Here is a 17023-nt window from a genome sequence, read left to right on the forward strand (position 1 = left end):
TGGGCTCGGTATCACTCACCCGGTTCGCGCCTTACTCGTGACCGTGTCCAACTCGCGGATCGGCTTGCTCGCGAAGATCCACCTGTTGCTTGCCAGTGCGTCGTCTGGCTCCGGCTGCGGACCGCGTCCGAACTCGCGAGTGAAGTCGAAAGGGGTCTTGACCTCAAGAGACCACCCTCGGCTCTCGAGATGTCCTGCGGATTCGGGACGTGGTTCCCGGTCGAACAGGCCGAGCAGGTCGACCCCGATCCAGTGTTTCGCCGAGGAGTACACGGCGTTCGCACGGACTTCGGGACGCTCTGGGCCGAGTTTGACTTCGAAAGCCATGGCGCTGCCGGAGACGCTCAGCTCGTCCACAGTGCGGACGATCTGCTGTTCGGCGGTGCTCGGCAAGTACAACATCAGGCCTTCGGCAAGCCAGATGGACCGTATCGCGGGATCGAACCCGGCCGTGATCAGGCTCGTCGCCCACTCGTCGCGCACGTCACCCGCGATCGGCACGCGCCGTGTTTTCGGTTCAGCTCCCAGCTTGTGGAGGACTTCCTGCTTGAAATCGAGCACCGGCTCCCGGTCGAGTTCGAACACCACACAGCCAGGGGGCCAGTCGAGCCGGAAGGCGCGTGAGTCCAGGCCCGCTCCGAGGAGCACGACTTGACGTCCTCCGGCCCGCGCCGACCGGATGACGAAGTCGTCCAGGACCCTGGTGCGCAGACCGAAATACCGACCGAGCCTGCCCCAGAGCGGATCGGCGTCCCCGCCGGCCACCTGGTCCGGTCGCAGTGGCCAGTTGCCACAGCTAGAGGCGGCGCGTACGAAGTGTTCCGCGTAGTCGTCCCGGGCGAGCGAGTCCGGCCGGTGGGTTTCGATCGCACGGGCGGCGGCGACCATGAGCGCGGTACGGCCGACACCGCGTTCTATGGCGCCGCTGTCCTGCTTCGTGTCGGCCAATCTTCTCGCCTCCCAGGCGGGGACCAGGTTTCCGGATCATCGAGGATGCGCAGGCGGGCGCCGTAGACGGTGTGCATGAAACGCCGGATCGTGTCGTCCGGCAGGTGGAGACTGGTCGTGCAGTCGGTCAGGACGGTCACGTGGAAGCCTTGCTGGAAAGCCGTCCGCGCCGTGGAGTCCACGCAGACGTCGGTATAGAGACCCGCGAACACCAAATGGCCCACTCCGCCGCGGATGAGGTGTTCTTCGAAGCCATCGGTGAGGAAGGCGTCGAAGCGGGCCTGTTTGGTGAAAACACGTTCACCGGGGACGGGTGAAACCCCGTGAAATTCGGCGCCCCAAGTGCCCGCGCGGCATTTGGGGCGCTTCCCGAGGTTCAAGTCCCGGTCCCGCCAGCTCAGGCCCTGATACTCGATGTCCCCGTGGAAACGAACGAAGATCACCTCCACACCGAGAGTCCTCGCCACGTCCAACGCCCGTGCGGTACCCATCACCGCCATGTCCACCAAGGACTGCCTGCCCGCGTACCTCGACGCGACGGCCGGGCCGATGCAGAAGTCGTTCTGCAGGTCCATGACGATCAGTGCGGTGCCGGTCAAGCGTCCACTGCCAGCACCGAGCCGACGGGCCTGTCGTCGTCGCCGGAAAAGCTCAGCAGCTCCACCACCGCGTCCACCACTTCCGTGGTGGAATGGCGCCCACCGAGATCCGGGGTGGTGATGCCGCGGCTTCCGACGGTGTCGAGCGCGGTTTCCGTGGTCCGGATCGCGTCGGCGCAGCCGGCGTGCCGTTCCGCGATCGCCGCCGCGGCCCGGATGGTCGCCACCGGGTTGACGATGTCCAGGCCCGCCAGGTCGTCGGCGGAACCGTGGACGGTCTGGTACTCGGTCAGCCCGGCGACGTGGGGATGCAGGAACACGTTCTCGGTGTAGCGGTTCTCCTGGCGTTCGGAGCCCAGCCGGTCCAGCAGGACGACGTGCATGATGTCGGCCCATTCGTTGCTCCCGATGACGACGGAACGCGAAGGCAGGCCGAGTTCGATGAGGTTGCGGTTGACGGTATCGGGCTGGGCCAGGTCGATCTCCACTCCGTGTCGCGCGGCGATCTCCGTCACCCAGTCGCCGAGAACACCGTCGAGGAGGTGGAACTTGTAGGCCATGACAACGCGTTCCACCTGCTCGCCGGGCCACTGCCGGCGCGCCCGCTCCAGCGCGGCGGCGATGACCTTTTCGGTGACGTCCTTGCTGAACTTCATCCTGCGGTCGACGAGCCCGGGGGTATGGCTGTTTTCCCCGGTGTAGAAGCCTTGTGCTTCGTCACGAACCAGAAGAAGCGACGAGTCCTGGTCGGCGATGAGGTCGAACTTCACCGCCTGCAGACGTTCACGGACCAGATACAGCGACTGGGCGTTGATCGCCGTGCGGAAGACGGCGGTGGTACCCAGCCGGGCTTGCGTCCGGCAGAACCGCTCATAGTGGTCGGCGTCTTGCCGGGTCAGCTCGGAAATCTTCTCGATCTCGTCCGTTTCGGCCTTGAGGGAGAAGTACGAGTGATAAAACCTGGGCGAACGCGCGATGCGGATGGTCGCCGAGGAGGTTCTCGCGAGAGTGGTCAGGACGCGTTCGAAGACGTTCGCGAGTTCCGGCCCGGTGCCTCGTCCGACGGCGAGGCCAATGGTGGGGTCCACCGTGCTTCCTCTCCTGCTCGGATGCCGGGCTCAGACCGTGGCGCCGCTGACCAGATGGTCGCCGGCGATGCCGGTTTTCGTGGGGCTGTAGTAGTCCTTGATTCCCTTGACCCAGGTGGACACGGTGATCTGGTCCGAAGCCGATGGGCCGAAGGCGTCGAAAAGGGCGTCGATGTTGGCCCGTTCGAAGCCGATCGCCGTCATGAGAGCCACAAAGACGGGTCGTTCGATGAGACCGTCCCCGTCCGGGTCGCCCAGCGCGGCGAGCGACTCGGCGAAGTCGCTGATGGTCGCGTCGAACCGTTCCGGTGACAGCACCACGGCGGTGTACTCGTCGAACGTGATCTCGCCGTCGCGGTCGGAATCTAGTTCGTCGACCAGGGTCTCCCAATATCGCTGGAAGGCCGTCCGCATCGCGTCTTTGGCCGTCTCGTCGGAGTCAGGGGCCGCTTTCACGACGTCGGCCGCCATGATCTCGAAGTCTTCGGCTTCAAGATGCCCGTTTCCGTTGTGGTCGAACAAGGTGAAGATGAGGGCGACGCGGTCGAGGGCATCCTTTTGCATCAAGAGACCATCTTTCACTCGGATCGGCACCAGGCACGGAGGAGACGAAATTTCGTTCTCGACTATGCCAGCGGTGATACCGAAGTAAAGACAACGGGCACGAAGGCACCGTAAAGCATGAAAGTAGCCGAGTACTCGCAAACCGCCTGAATGCCCGTTGCCCACGGATCGTCGTCGTGAAGACACGTCGCGGAACTACTCTCTGTCTTCCGTGACGTGTCACGGCATCCATCCCGCGGCCCGCACCGACCCCTCAACGAGTCCCGGATCGCGACCGAACGTGACACCGTTCCTCTGCTCCTGAAACGTCGTCGACAAGAGGTAGTCCACGGGAAGTTCGCCGAAGTCCCGTCGAAGCACGCCCTCCCAGCCTGCCCACGATCTCGGACACGCCCCGCAGGAACCTGGTCCGGCGGCGGTGCTGACGGTCCGTGACGACACGGCCCTGGTATCAGGCCACCAACGTGTTCCCAGTCGCGCCCGCTTCGACTGTTCAACCTCGCGAAAGGCGTCGAATCAAGCCTGGACAAACGACTAGTGCTCGGCCTACGCGGACTTGAACGGAGTCCAGTCACGATTGACGCCGAGGCGAAATTGCCACCGAAGGATCAACATCCCCGCAGGTCGGCAGCGATATTGATCTTGTGGGCCGGGTCTGGCTCGAACCGACGAGGTACTGGAAGATCTCGTTGGCCAGTTCGGTCCGGGTTTTCCATTTTCTTCGGTCGAGAAGTTCGGTCTGCATCTTCGACCGGAACGACTCCATCATCGCGTTGTCGTATCCGTCGCCGACGGTTCCGAGCGAAGGCATCAGCCCGGCGACCTTGACTCGGTTGGTGAAGGTCCAGGACGTGAATTGCACGCCGTGGTCGGGAGTGAAAGACGGTGCCAGGATCAGGATTCCGGTTGCTGAGTGCCATCTCCAGGGCGTTCACGAGGGGGCGGTGTTCTGACTGCTTTCGATAGACCAGCCCACAATCTTGCGGCTGAACGCGTCCAGCACCGCGCAGCAGTAGAGCTTCCCTTCCCAGGTGGGATGCTCGGTGATGTCGCACACCCACAGCACATTGGGTTGGGTGCGCAGGAAATTCCGATTGACCAAGTCCTCGCTGCGGACCCTCGATCTTGGGGTTCCCGCGGGTCTGCCGTCGCGGAATCCCGGCCAGCCCGGCCGCCCGCATGAGTTTCGCGACCATCTTACGGCTGACCATGATGCCCATCCCCAGCCGAAGTTCGGCGTGCACCCCTGGAGCGCCGTAGGTGCCGCGGGAGCGGGCATGGATCTCGATGATCACCCCGGTCAGCCACTCCCGGCGCAACGCCGCCGGCGGCGTCGGCCTCGATCACCACTCGTAGAACCCGGGATGACTCACCTCCAGCAGCCGGCAGGCCAGCTTGACCAGTAGTCCTCGCTCCGCGAGCCGGGCGACTACCGGGAACGCCCTTGTGGGTCGCCGTTCAGCTCCTCGTAGATCTTCGAGGCCTCGCGCAGGACCTCCAGCTCGGTCTCCAGCTGCCGGATCCGGCGCTTCGCGGCCGCCAGGTCCGCGTGCGCTGCGCTGCTCAGCCCGGGACGTTCACCGTGGTCAATGCGGTCCTGCTTAACCCAGTTGTGCAGGCAGGACTCGCTGATCTCAAGCTCACGTGCGGTCTCCCGGATCGACTTGCCAGCCCGGACCAGAGCGACCGCCCGAGCCCGGAACTCAGCGGGATAAGCCTTCGGCATGATCGACAGCCTTCCAGACGACAAGCCCTCGACTCCACAAAACCCGAGTCCGTCATCTGAGGACAACGCCAATCCGGTTGGCGGTGTGTTTCGGCCATTTACGACGATAACGTTGTGTAAGCATGAGTTGAGGCGGCTGGAATTCTGCACATACCCCATGACGATGCTGGAGATTGCAGTGACCGAACCCGACGGTGCATCCGCTAGTCACGACGCCGCGGTCATTGGCTGCGGAGCGATGGGCACCGCTCTCGCGCGGGCCCTTGCCGCCAGCGGTTATTCGGTAATGGTCTGGAATCGTACTCCCGCGCGGGCGGAAGCGCTTGCCGGCGACAACATCAGCCCAGCGCGGTCTGTCGGTGACGCGGTACGGTCATCAAGTCTGGTGCTGGCCTGTATGTCGACCTACGGTGTCACGCGCACGGTGCTCGAGCCCGTCACCGGTTGGCAGGAGACCGTGCTAGTCAACCTCGCCAGCGGCGGGCCCGAGGAAGCCGAGGAGCTGGAACGCTGGGCGGTACAGCGACGTGTCGAGTATCTGGACGGAGTTATCGGCTGCTTTCCCCGGGACATCGGCTCGTCCGAGGCGATGATTGTCTTTTCAGGCTCGTCGGCCGCTTGGTCGAGGCATGAGCAAATGCTTTTGAGTCTGGCCGGGGCGTCGCGTCACATCTCCGATCAGGTGGCGGCCGCTAGCGTGCTGAATGTCGGACTGGCCGGTGGCTTCTTCACCGCGGCGCTCAGTGCCTACGTCGAGTCGGCGACCTACGTACTCGATCAGGGCGTGAAAGCCGAGGTGCTGCGCGAAAGTACTCTGCTGGCCATCGACACTCTTCGGCAGACGACTCAGGAAACAGCGACAGCGATCGCAAGTGGAGAACACGAGACAGATCAGGCAACTGTGGAGACTTACGCCGAATTGGCACGCTCCGCCCTTGCTGTCATGCGCAAAGCTGGCCAGGGAGCTCAGGCCTTGGCGGGGGCGGTCGACAATCTTGAGGCAGCCGAGGCCGCCGGTTTGGGGAGACTCGGGTTCTCCGTGCAATCGCGAGGGGCGGTCAAAACCCCGAAGGAAACCGAGAACTCCGTGTTGAGTGTTGATTGCCCGTCCTTGTTGTTCAACGGGAAGTTCGCCGATGTCGATGCTCTCAGCAGGGGGGACGCCACGGCGCTACGTCCTGTGGTGGCGTCGGAGGCACGGGAACGGATGGCCGGGCTGCCCGCAGCAGGTAGCGAGGTCGCGCTTGTGCTGGGTGGCAACGGGTTCGTTGGCGCGCATCTGGTAGCGCGGTTATCGCGGGAGCCCGGCATCCGGACGGTGTTCGTCATCGTACGCGCGACTGCGGAACACACACCGGAGCAGCGCCTGGCGCAGACGCTGGACCAGTACCGGGTGGCCGATTTCGACCGCGGCAAGATCGAGGCGTTGGACGCGGATCCGACCAAGACTTGTTTCGGCTTGCCGCCGCGACGGTATGAGGTGCTCGCGGAGAAGGTGGACCTGGTCTTCACGTGCGCCAGCTCCACGGACTACACGGTTGGCTACCTTGATTTACGCGATGCCTGGGTGAAGGGCCTGCTGCGCGTTCTGCAGTTCGCCGGCGAGGCCAGGCGCAAGCACGTAACCTATCTGGGCAGCGTCGGGTCGTACTTCTACCGGCGTCCGGCCGACTTCCTGCGCCCCGACTCGTGGTGGTATTCGGGGTACGTGCAGATGAAATGGGTCAACAGCCGGTTGCTGGGCTGGCTTGCGCGGGACGGCGCGTTTTCGGTCACGCTCTGTGAGGCACCTTATGTCCTGGGGTCGACCACCGTCGGGCTCGATCCCGGGCGGTATTACAGCTGGTGGCGCATCATCGAAATCGCCCGCAGCATCGGCGTGATTTGGGACGGCCCGGGCATGGGTTACATCCCGGTCGACGTGCTCGCGGACTTGCTGACCACGAACGCGATACGGCACTCGCCACTGCCGCGGTTACTGCCGCGCAACCCGACGCCGTACGACAACCAGCTGCTCGCCGACCTGCTCGGCCTGCGGACCGCTGACTGGACCGAGTTCAAGGCGGAGGCGACCAGGCTGGTGCACCCGGACCGAGTCCGCACCGTACTGGCGGAGAACATCGACGAGCTGATCCGGGTCACCAACGCGCCACCGGACGTGCTGCCGGCTGACCACGATTCGTCCTGGTGTGACAACCGCCGACTCATGCAGATGTACCTGGGCAACGTCGAATTCCGGGATGTGCGCACAGAGGCGGGCGCACCGCATGTCTAGCGAGCCGCGTTTCCTCGACAGCGGCCGGATGTACATGATCGGGACGCTCGTCCGCGATTTCGGCAATTTTGTACTCGGGCTGGTGTTCTACGCGCTGTGCTGGTCGGTCGGCGCCGTAGCGTTCCTCATCGACAAACTGTTCCGTACTGAACTGTTCGAGCGCTTCGTTCGGCTCGCTGAAATCGTGGACGACAGGGGTCGATGATGCCAAGAGCAGTCGTGGCACCGGCGGTGCTGGCCTGCGGGCTGGTCGGCACGTTTCTGTACTGGCGGTTTGCCTACTTCCTGCGCGACCCACCCCGCGAGATCCCGCCGGGCGAGGAGCAGGCGGTGGCCGCGGCGGACGGCTTCGTCACCTACGTCAAGCGGGTCGAACAAGGGCAAGTGCCGATCGCGGTCAAGGGTAATACACGGATCCCTTTGAGGGAGCATGTCGGTCTGGGCGTCGAGCAGAGCGGCTACCTCATCGGCACGTACATGACGGAGCGTTCCGTGCACCGCAACCGTGCGCCGCTCGGCGGCGAGGTGGTGTACCGGTGGCATCGTTCCGCGGACCCGTTCAACCGGTCGATGGCGCGGATGGCGGCGAACCTGCTGTTCCGTCGTCAACCCTATGACCAGGGGTGCCGATACTTGCTGAGCAACGAGCGGCTGACGATCGGCATCCGGCATACCGGCGGCTCGCTGGTACTGGTGACGCAGATCGCCGACCTCTGGATCAACCGCATCGTCGCCCAAGTCGACGCCGGTGACACGGTACGGCGCGGGCAGCAGTACGGTTTGATCCGGTTCGGCTCCCAATGCGACGTATTCCTTCCCGACGTCCTCGTCGACACGATTCTCGTCCAACCTGGACAGTACGTGTTCGCGGGCGAGACAGTACTCGCGACCATCCACACCGGACAGTGAAGGTCGCAGTCCATTGCGCCCGGTATTCTTGTGCTCGGAACCGAAAAGCGCCCGGCGCCCGTTTGCCGCACGTTCGCGGAGCAGCCCTGGCCGCTGTTCATCGTGACCAAGCGAGATCTTGACGACTTCGCGAACCAGAAGGCAGGAACCGGCCGTGGCACAGCACTCGGTGGAGGTGATCGTCGTTGGCGCCGGTGTAGCGGGGTTGGTTACGGCGATGCGATTGCGCGAATCCGGATATCACGTGGCGGTCCTCGAGGGCCGCGATCGGGTCGGCGGCCGCACCGTTGATCGCGAGATACCGAACTCCGGCGGACAGGCGATCGAGATGGGCGGCCAATGGATCGGTCCGACTCAGCATCGCGCTCTCGGCCTTATCGCGGAACTCGGTCTCGAGCTGTATCCGACCTACGACAGCGGCGAACACATCGCCGACTTCAACGGCCGCCTGCGCCGGTACGAGGGACGCATCCCATGGCTGGGCGCGTGCACACTGATCAACATCGGACTCGCCCAACTGAAGCTGGATCGTGCGGCCAAGAAGGTGGTCACCGACGCGCCGTGGAAGAGCCGGAACGCTGGCATGTACGACCGGCAGACGTTCGCCGACTGGATCGCCCGCAACGTTAAAACCAAGAGCGGTAGAGAGTTCTTCCGAATTGTGACCGAGACCGTCTTCTGTGCCGAACCGGAGGATATGTCGGCGTTATGGGCTATATTCTATCTCGGATCGGCGGGTGGCCTGGACGCACTCATCACCACGCGCGAAGGAGCCCAGCATGCCCGTGTCGTCGGCGGTGCGCAGCTGATCAGCATCCGGCTCGCCGAACGCCTCGGCGACGCGGTCACGCTCAACGCTGCGGTCGCCGCAATCGACTGGTCCGGCGAACGGGTTGTGGTCACGACCCGGGATGGTCGCAGGTTCACAGCAGGTCGGGTTGTGCTCACCGTTCCGCCGGCACTCGCCGGAAGCATCGCCATGACACCTCCTATGCCGCCCGCGCGCAATGCACTCATCGCGAGCATGCCGATGGGGTCCGTCCTGAAGGTCAACGTGATCTACGAGACGCCATTCTGGCGCGAGACCGGACTGTCCGGCCAGGCAAACAGCGACGTCCGTGCACTGAGTTCGGTGTATGACAACACCCCACATACGGGCTCGCCCGCCGTGCTCCTTGGACTTTTGGAAGGTAAACACGCCAAAGCGACCGCGGCGATGTCAGCCGACACGCGTCGCCAGCTGGTCTTCGATGACCTGGCCGGCTACTTCGGGCCAAAGGCCTACGACGCTGTCGATTACCTCGAAATGGATTGGTGTGCCGAGGAGTTCAGTGGCGGGTGTTACGGCGGGTTCGCTCAGCCAGAGATGCTGACCAGGTACGGGACCGCGCTACGCGAGCCGGTCGGGCCGATCCACTTCGCCGGCACCGAGACCGCGACCCGCTGGGCGGGCTACATCGACGGTGCGGCCGAATCGGGCGAGAAGGTCGCTGCGGAGCTTAAAGCAATCCTCAACGCGGCATGACAGGACGTTCGTGGACACGCAGAAGGCTGCTCGCAGATCACCGACACAGCCATGCTGAGTGTAAGCGAAAGCCGAACACAGATACCCCAGGATATCGGTACTCGAGCCAGCAGCAGCTCGTCGCCGCGGCCCATTACCGGGACTGTAAAACGTACGTTGACAGACCCCGACGAGGTGCGCGTTCTGCTCAACGTTCCGCTGGAACCCCGCACCGCTTACACGGTTGTCATGACACGGCCGGTGACCTGATCCCCGCGGAGACACAGCCCGGACACGGTGCTGATCGTGGACGGCACGCTGGTGCCCACCCACGACCGCAGCAGGTCCGCCTCCAGCAAGAACTATCGGTGTTCGGTGAATATGCAGGTCCTTGCCGACCTCGTCGGCGCCCCGAATACCGTCTGGACGGCGAGGCGGCGCGCGATGCCCCTACCAACCGTGGCCTACGCGACTACCGTCAACCTGCCCGAAACGACCCCCGGCTACGCCGACGGCCCTCGCAGAGGTACAACTCAGGTCTTGCCAACCAGCAGAATCCGCATCCGTGTCTGGCTCCAAGAGCCCGAAGTTCGAGGTCGACCAGTTACTCGGCTAGATCGATGCGTCGCCGAAACCGTCCAGCGCTGGTTTCCCGAACATGTGGTCCAGGGCGTCGACGACCCGGCGCGGCTGGTAGATCATGACCTGTCGGACGCGCTCGTCGAGGGTGACTTGCAGGTTCAGGTGCTTGTACGAGAGCCGCTGGCGCGCCCCATATCCGCCATACTGATCGCCGGCCTGGGCGTCGTCACCGCCAACCCCTACCGCTGTCCGGCGACACGTCGGGGTGGTGATCCACCGACCCAGTATTCCAATCTTGCCTCCGCGCGCAGAGCGCAGGAACCGGCACTGACCCGAACCGCGAAATATCAACCCACTCGGTAGCGTTCTGAGCAGACTTCGATGGTTAGCTGTAACCACACTTGAGCCGATCAGTCCGCTCATCGGCATGAGCGGACAGTCACGTCCGCAGGAAGGTGTCCGTCAAGGCGAGCGTCGGATGAGTCCGCACGAATACCCGGCCGCGGCAGCCTTCCGCGTGATACTCCACCACGACGACAGGACCAGCCTCACGGTCGCCGACCGTGAGAAGGGTCGCGATATAGCCCGACTGGGTAGCCCTTGCTCCTGGGGCGAGGTCACGTCGACCGCGGTACTTAGCCGGTCGACGCCACCAAAGCCGCGCAGCGTGACAGCGAGATGTGCCGACGACGCGCCATCTCCCTCAGTTCGCCACCAGCCCGCTCACGGCTGACACCTCGAGCAACCAGAACTGCCTCCGCCCGCTCGAGATCACCAACGGGCATGGTTACTTTCCTGCGGAACACCACTACGTTTCCTCCGGCGATAATTCACGGCGACTCACGGGACCTACCCACGAACTGCGGACCTCAACCATGAGATTCGGCGCGCGTCGGTCACGACTACATGTCCCCAGTTTCCCGGTACAGAAGAAAAAAACCGGTCGGCGGCGTTTGACGAGACGCCGGCGCGGGCACTACCAGCCCAGTTCCCATCGTGGCTGAAGATTCGTTTCGGCCGCTCCAGGAGGTTGAATCACCATGATCGTGCTCGGAGTCATCATTCTCGTGATCGGCCTGGTCGTCGGCATTCCCGTGCTGACCACCATCGGTGCCGTTCTCGCCGTCGTGGGCGTGGTTCTCGCGATTCTCGGCAGCACGGGACGCAAGGTGGGCGGCCGCGCCCACTGGTTCTGAGCCACTCGCCGTGCGAACCGACGGCCCCGGTCCGCGTTTCACCCGGACCGGGGCCACCTTCTTCCTCCGAACACTTCCTTCTCCACCGCACCTGCGAGGACCACGATGCCTGAGCCGACGACACCGGAACCCGTCCCGGCCGAACTACGGACCCTGGCCGCCGAGGCCGACGCTCTCGCCGAGCGGACCGCGGAAATGGCCGCTCGACTGGAGGCCGCGGACGACGGGCACTTGCAACGGCTCGCGCGGCCGATGAACAAAGCCACCCACGATCTGGCCGACTACACCACCGAGATCGCCAGGACCGCCGCGTACCTGACCCGCGTCCGAGTGGCCCGCGATCCCCATCTATGCGACGTCCCCTGGGGCATCTGCCCTGTCCACGGCGTCACCCTCCACTCGCTCGGAGACCGGGCTTGGTGTACCGCCACAGGCTGTGACAACTCCTGGGACTACGACCGGCTGCACACCCCCTGCGCGGAACCAGCCGCGGCGATCGCCACCGATCGCGACGGAGTGACGGGCTCGCTCTGCTCGGCCCACGCGTCGGACGCCGAGCGACGACTGGACGGATGCAGCATCGAATACCTCGATCACCGGGCAACGAACGCCTGACCAGCTTTATGCCCATCGGCTCCACTGAAGGCGGTGCTAATGTCGATGCCGGTGAAGTCGGCCAAGGCCGCGGCGGAACGTGCGCCGACCAGAGTGTCGGCCTTGAAGCTAAGCGCGTCGACGAACGCGGCGACCAGACCGGCGTACTCTCCGGACCCAAAGCCGTGGCCGGACTTCGGCGTCGACAGCCCTAGTCTAGTCGCCTGTTCTCTGACACCTTCGGCTGGATGCGCGGGGTCAACCTCATTGAGCTGATTCCGCAGGACTGCGGCTCGTGCTCGGTTCGGCTCAGCGGTATGTGCCTGGCTCCGGCGCGGCCCGTGCCCAGTCTCGTTCGGCCATATCGATTCGCTCCGACGTGGCCATGGTCATTGGCTCGGCCGTGGCCTGATTCGGTGGCGGGATGGCCGATGCCGCACGGCGCTGACTGCACGACCGAAGCATATCTGGCAGCGATAGATGGCGATCCGCTGGAGCGGCGAGTGATCAAGTAGCGCGAACGCGAGCCGCTCGGGTGATCACGTCATGCGGAGCACCTGGTTGCCGGGTCATATTTGCTCATGTCCGCGCGGAAGGTACAGAAGGTCGCCCCCGAGTGGCAGCGAGATGAGCTTTGCATAAGTTCGGCGGTGTCATCCCCGCGCTGGACCATGGGCACGCGGGCTTTACTCGGCCGTTCCACACCGCAACTAAACCCTTGTCAGCGCCGGTGACGGCTTTGCGCTCCCAGCCAAGGCAGGGAGCGCAAAGCCGTACGCAAGAAGTACCAAGCTGGTGAATCCTTCGGCGGCGACACGCCGACAAGACACACCTACAACCTGTACTCTTCTGGACATTCCGGATTAAGCAGGATCGAACCGACCGTCAGAACGCACGAAATCCTCGAACGTTGCACTAGGTCGCCACCACGAATCGCCGGGTGGCATCATATGGATCCATGTTCTGACGACAGTCAGGCTTTTCGATCCCCGAATATATCTCGCTGGATCCGCTCTGCTTTCTCGCCACCTAACTCGATCAGGTCAAAATCTTCGCCATACCACTCCAGCTCTCCTGAATTCAGTTCTTCCCCTGCTGCGGCGTCGGGTCCAGTGTCGACTCGATCTTCATAGCGCCAGCCGTTCGGCTCGGATTTATCGGGGCGAGCAAAGAGGACTTCGACATGCTGAATAACGGGTCCCCGCCTATACCAAGGCGGCTTTTTCATTTCTGGGACGACAACTTGAAGATATCCTTCGAGTCGACCGTCCCGAAATACTTCAGCGATTCGCCCGTCGAAACGGTCTTCGCTGTCAGTCATCGTGCTCTCCCACACCGCCTGGTCACTAGTGCCGAACATGGTAGTTGTTCTTGTGGCCGACTACCGCCTTCACCCCGAGGACTTGCCCGCCCCCGTGGGACTCATGGTCTATGAACGCCCGCCCGTCACCCGAACCGCCAACGTGCTGCACAACGACGTCTCTGAACCGCCCCGGGTTTGATGGAGGCTCCTCGTGTGAGTGAGGATGTGGATCATGACCCGGAGGCCCAGGTATCCGCTGAGGTGCGGGAACGCGCTGTCGCGTTGGTGTTGGAGCAGGTAGAGCAGTATTCGTCGCAGTGGGAGGCGATCTGCTCGGTCGCAGCGAAGGTGAACGTGTCGAGTGAGACGTTGCGCAAGTGGGTGCGACAGGTCGAGGTCGACGCCGGGGCCCGGCCGGGAGCGACGAGCGAAGAGTCCGAGGAGTTGAAGCGGCTGCGCCGGGAGGTCGCGGAATTACGTCGGGCCAATGAGATTTTGAAAGCCGCGTCGGCTTTCTTCGCGAGGGAGCTCGACCCTCGACTGCCACACTCGTAACGTTCATCACGGAACATAAAGACCGGTTCGGGGTCGAGCCGATCTGTGCCGTGCTGACCGAGTACGGCTGCGCGATCTCGTGCTGCGAAAGGTGGCCATGGACTCCGCAGTGCAGCAGCCGCAGTTGAAGAGCGCTGATTCGGGTGAAATCCATGCACTGACGCCCCAGCGGGCCCGCGGCGTTGACCGATACCGCCGAGCGAGACGCTGCGTCGCCGCCGAGCCGAAATCGACCGTGGCCGCCGAGCAAAAAAGTGGTGCCGCGGTCGCGACCTCGGACGGGCCGTGGTTAGCGGCCCGGCCGCCGCGAGTGGGTACCCGACCGCGATCGGCACGGTCGGAGGTGGTGCGCAGTCGGGCATGCACCGGCCTCTCAGCGGCCGGACCAGGCCGAAGGCACAGCTGTGGCCCGGGAGAGTCCTTCCGAATTTCTTCGTCGGCCATCGCCTCGCTCAACGACGCATCCCAACGGCGACGCCAGAAGTCAAGATGCTCATTGGGACCGAACCTGGCAATGATCTTGGCAATCATCGGCCATGTTGGTGTCACCGACCCTCGCCCCTGGCCCAGTTCGTGGATCACGCCGACGTTGAGACCTGCGCGTCGCGCGACGGCATCATCGTCTGTGGTCGGCAAGTACAGGACGAATTGCGCGAGACCCCGCATCACCGGGACAGTCTTCGCGCGAAGGTCAGCGCGAACACGCGCCTGCAGCGCCTCATTCCCAGCAGGGGCACTGAACCAGCGACTGACAACGACATCTGCCATAGCCACGCCATGGTCGCTTTCTTGATCACCTCGTCCGGCAAGACCGCAGAGATCTCCACACCCGCGAACGCCCTTATCTCACTGTTCTTGCACGTCGACTCGAGCGGAGCGAAGATGCCGGAGGCGTCAATTCGACGATGGGGCGGTGGCCGCCGGTGATGTCGTCGCCGGGATCGCCGAGGGCTCTCCACCCGGAGACACAGATCACGCGACTGCCTGCGGAGACAACGAAACCCAAGCCAGCGCATGAGCCCTCCGCGAGCGGGTCTTCGGCCCCGAGCATCCGGCGACCGAACCTCTCCGCTCGAACCGCCAACGATCGATCAGCGGCATGAGCGGATGTTTAACGGTGAATGAGCTCTTTCAATGGGCTCATATCGGGCGTTCGGCCATCGCCGGGTACGGGCCCCGGCGATGGCGGTGGTTTACAGGTCGTTGCCGGAGAGTGCCTGTGCCACGGTGAGACTGTCCTCGTAGACGTGGTAGCGGGCGATCAGGCCGTTGTCGATGGTGAGGTGCAGCGCGCAGCGGGCGATGTAGGCTTTGCCGGTGGCCTTCACGGTCTGGCGGATCTCGCCGAGCACCACGACGTCTGGGCCGTCAACGAGGATCCTGGGCACACCTCCGCCACGCTTGTCGGGCACGTGGAATGTGTTGAGCGCACGGAAGTGGTCGGCCACCTCGGCGCGAGTCGAGCGGGGCTTGATCCATGGCACGGCTGGGTGTCCTTCGGCCGGCCAGTCCAACTGCCAGTCGACCGTCTCGGCGAACAACTCGGCGATCTGCTCCGGCTTTCCCTCGGCCAGGCGGGCAAGGAACCCAGTCACGACGGCGCGGGTGGCTGCCTCGGCGCCGGTGAACTGGTAGTCGCGCTGGATCCGCCCGTCCTCCCCGAGCAGGGCGAACACGACACCGGCCCACACGGGTTCACCGCCGGCGGCGGGAACCATGTGCACGGTGAAGGTGACGGCATCGTGGTGATGTACGGCGTCGTGGGCCGCCACGAAACGGAATCCGCCGGTCGCGACGAACTGCTCGTGCGCCTCGGCGACGCGGGTCTGGATAGCGTCACGCCCCCGGTAGCCGGCGGAACCGATGAACTCGACCCCGTCCTCGCCCCACAGCGCGGCGATGGCCGCACTGCGCCGAGCAGGGTCGGGCTCGTTCCACATGGCGGCGTAGCGGTTGACGAACGGCTCGATGTCAGTGGTGCTGGTCATGGCCGAAACGCTAACCAGCCTCCCTGACATCTTCTGTCAGTGGGGCGGGGCACAATTCGAGTCATGCGCGCCAGCCGCCTGGTGTCCCTGCTGTTGCTGCTGCAGACACGGGACCGGATGACCGCCCAGCAGCTGGCCGACACCCTGGAGGTTTCTATACGGACCATCTATCGGGACGTGGAAGCGCTGAACGCGGCAGGCGTACCGATCTACGGCGAACCCGGCAACGAGGGTGGTTACCGCTTACTGGAGGGCTACCGAACCCGGTTGACCGGTCTGACCGCCACCGAAGCCCAGACGTTGTTTCTGACCGGATTGCCCGCGGCGGCCGCCCAGCTAGGCCTCACGACCGCGGTGACCGGCGCGCGGCTCAAACTCGCCGCCGCGCTGCCCGAGGAGTTGCGTGACCGCGCCGACCGCGTCGCCGACCGGTTCCACCTCGACGCGCCCTCGTGGTTCCACGAGGACGACCGCACCCCCCACCTGGCTGTGGTCGCCGACGCCGTGTGGAACCAGCACGCCCTGCAGATCCGCTACCTGCGCTGGGCGAAACCGCACGAGATCACCCGGATCACCCAACCGTATGGTCTCGTCCTCAAAGCCGGTCACTGGTACCTCGTGGCCAGCCACCAGGGCCAGTTCCGCACCTACCGGATCTCCCGCATCCTCGACGCGCACGCACTCCCTGAATCCTTTGCCCGCGTGGAAGACTTCACCCTCGCCAGCTACTGGCGTGGCTATCTCGAGCACTTCGACCAGCGCCGGCACCAGCACCAGGCGACGCTGCGGGTCTCCCCCCACGGCCTTGACCTGCTGCCCCACCTGCTGGAACCGGCCGTGGTCCACGCCGCCCGGCAGACCGCGACGGAACCGGACCTGCAAGGCTGGACCCAGATCACCATCCCCACCGAGTCGGTCGAAGCAGCTCTGCCCGAACTGCTCAAACTCGGCGCCGATGCCGAAGTCCTCGCACCCGAAAACCTGCGCGCCCACATCATCCATACCCTCCGGGCAATGAATCACGTCTACACCCTGGGCACGAGCCCCCACCAGCCCTGACGCCGCGCCATCGAGGGACTGCCCCGAGTTTGGTTGACACCGGGGATGTGGTGTTTCAGGCCGCTGACGCGGCGGTGTAGATGGTCTCAAACTCGACCGGGGTGAGTTTGCCCAGGGCTCGTTGTCGGCGTTT

General features: G+C 64.4%; 14 protein-coding genes and 3 pseudogenes. 10 read left to right on the plus strand and 7 right to left on the minus strand.

Annotated features, from left to right (window positions below; all coding sequences use genetic code 11):
• Window positions 1–15: 15 nt before the first annotated feature.
• The 5 genes and pseudogenes from BS329_RS01765 to BS329_RS45465 form a co-directional block, all read right to left on the minus strand.
• On the minus strand, window positions 16–948 hold the full coding sequence (locus tag BS329_RS01765; protein ID WP_244196992.1) for a class I SAM-dependent methyltransferase: 933 nt from the start codon (window positions 946–948) through the stop codon (window positions 16–18).
• Window positions 915–1547 carry a cysteine hydrolase family protein gene (locus BS329_RS01770; protein WP_244196993.1) on the minus strand — a complete coding sequence of 211 codons (633 nt, stop codon included), beginning with the start codon at window positions 1545–1547 and terminating at the stop codon, window positions 915–917. The genes BS329_RS01765 and BS329_RS01770 overlap by 34 nt, the downstream gene beginning before the upstream one ends.
• The gene (locus BS329_RS01775) at window positions 1544–2635 is read right to left on the minus strand and encodes an isocitrate/isopropylmalate family dehydrogenase (protein WP_076155051.1); all 1092 of its coding nucleotides are present in this window, start codon (window positions 2633–2635) and stop codon (window positions 1544–1546) included. The genes BS329_RS01770 and BS329_RS01775 overlap by 4 nt, the downstream gene beginning before the upstream one ends.
• 30 nt (window positions 2636–2665) lie before the next feature.
• Entirely contained in the window at window positions 2666–3199 is a 534-nt protein-coding gene (locus BS329_RS01780; RefSeq protein ID WP_076155053.1) for an EF-hand domain-containing protein, read from the minus strand.
• Window positions 3200–3770: 571 nt separating this feature from the next.
• Window positions 3771–4925 (minus strand): annotated as a pseudogene (locus BS329_RS45465) (IS3 family transposase).
• A gap of 157 nt (window positions 4926–5082) precedes the next feature.
• Here BS329_RS45465 and BS329_RS41720 point away from each other — a divergent pair.
• The 7 genes and pseudogenes from BS329_RS41720 to BS329_RS01825 all read left to right on the plus strand — a co-directional run bounded on the left by BS329_RS41720 (window position 5083) and on the right by BS329_RS01825 (window position 12006).
• Window positions 5083–7200, plus strand: coding sequence for an SDR family oxidoreductase (locus BS329_RS41720; RefSeq protein WP_158075744.1), 2118 nt, complete (start codon window positions 5083–5085; stop codon window positions 7198–7200).
• Entirely contained in the window at window positions 7193–7405 is a 213-nt protein-coding gene (locus BS329_RS42310) for a hypothetical protein (RefSeq protein ID WP_143252800.1), read from the plus strand. Before BS329_RS41720 ends, BS329_RS42310 begins: the two co-directional genes overlap by 8 nt.
• Complete coding sequence (locus BS329_RS01805; RefSeq protein WP_208619127.1) at window positions 7405–8109, plus strand: phosphatidylserine decarboxylase; 705 nt, start codon at window positions 7405–7407, stop codon at window positions 8107–8109. Before BS329_RS42310 ends, BS329_RS01805 begins: the two co-directional genes overlap by 1 nt.
• A gap of 154 nt (window positions 8110–8263) precedes the next feature.
• Complete coding sequence (locus BS329_RS01810) at window positions 8264–9634, plus strand: flavin monoamine oxidase family protein (protein ID WP_143252801.1); 1371 nt, start codon at window positions 8264–8266, stop codon at window positions 9632–9634.
• Window positions 9635–9889: 255 nt separating this feature from the next.
• Window positions 9890–10012, plus strand: a pseudogene (locus BS329_RS44325) (IS5/IS1182 family transposase); the annotation flags it as partial.
• A 1223-nt stretch (window positions 10013–11235) separates the two neighbouring features.
• Window positions 11236–11391, plus strand: coding sequence for a hypothetical protein (locus BS329_RS43755; RefSeq protein WP_167479979.1), 156 nt, complete (start codon window positions 11236–11238; stop codon window positions 11389–11391).
• A 105-nt stretch (window positions 11392–11496) separates the two neighbouring features.
• On the plus strand, window positions 11497–12006 hold the full coding sequence (locus BS329_RS01825) for a hypothetical protein (protein WP_076155060.1): 510 nt from the start codon (window positions 11497–11499) through the stop codon (window positions 12004–12006).
• Between the two features lie 952 nt (window positions 12007–12958).
• On the opposite strand, the gene BS329_RS42320 is transcribed toward BS329_RS01825, so the two are convergent.
• Window positions 12959–13306 (minus strand): hypothetical protein, encoded by a 348-nt coding sequence (locus tag BS329_RS42320; RefSeq protein WP_143252803.1) that lies wholly within the window; start codon window positions 13304–13306, stop codon window positions 12959–12961.
• Window positions 13307–13486: 180 nt separating this feature from the next.
• On the opposite strand from BS329_RS42320, the pseudogene BS329_RS01830 reads away from it, so the two are divergent.
• Window positions 13487–13899: pseudogene (locus tag BS329_RS01830) on the plus strand (transposase); the annotation flags it as partial.
• 517 nt (window positions 13900–14416) lie between these two features.
• Window positions 14417–14770 (plus strand): hypothetical protein, encoded by a 354-nt coding sequence (locus tag BS329_RS01835; RefSeq protein WP_076155063.1) that lies wholly within the window; start codon window positions 14417–14419, stop codon window positions 14768–14770.
• A gap of 266 nt (window positions 14771–15036) precedes the next feature.
• On the opposite strand, the gene BS329_RS01840 is transcribed toward BS329_RS01835, so the two are convergent.
• Window positions 15037–15831 (minus strand): nuclear transport factor 2 family protein, encoded by a 795-nt coding sequence (locus tag BS329_RS01840; RefSeq protein WP_143252804.1) that lies wholly within the window; start codon window positions 15829–15831, stop codon window positions 15037–15039.
• Window positions 15832–15894: 63 nt separating this feature from the next.
• Between BS329_RS01840 and BS329_RS01845 the strand changes: the two genes are divergently transcribed.
• The gene (locus tag BS329_RS01845) at window positions 15895–16890 is read left to right on the plus strand and encodes a helix-turn-helix transcriptional regulator (RefSeq protein ID WP_076155067.1); all 996 of its coding nucleotides are present in this window, start codon (window positions 15895–15897) and stop codon (window positions 16888–16890) included.
• Window positions 16891–17023 lie beyond the last annotated feature (133 nt).

Origin of the sequence: Amycolatopsis coloradensis, assembly GCF_001953865.1 — a bacterium.
GTDB classification, from domain to species: Bacteria; Actinomycetota; Actinomycetes; order Mycobacteriales; family Pseudonocardiaceae; genus Amycolatopsis; species Amycolatopsis coloradensis.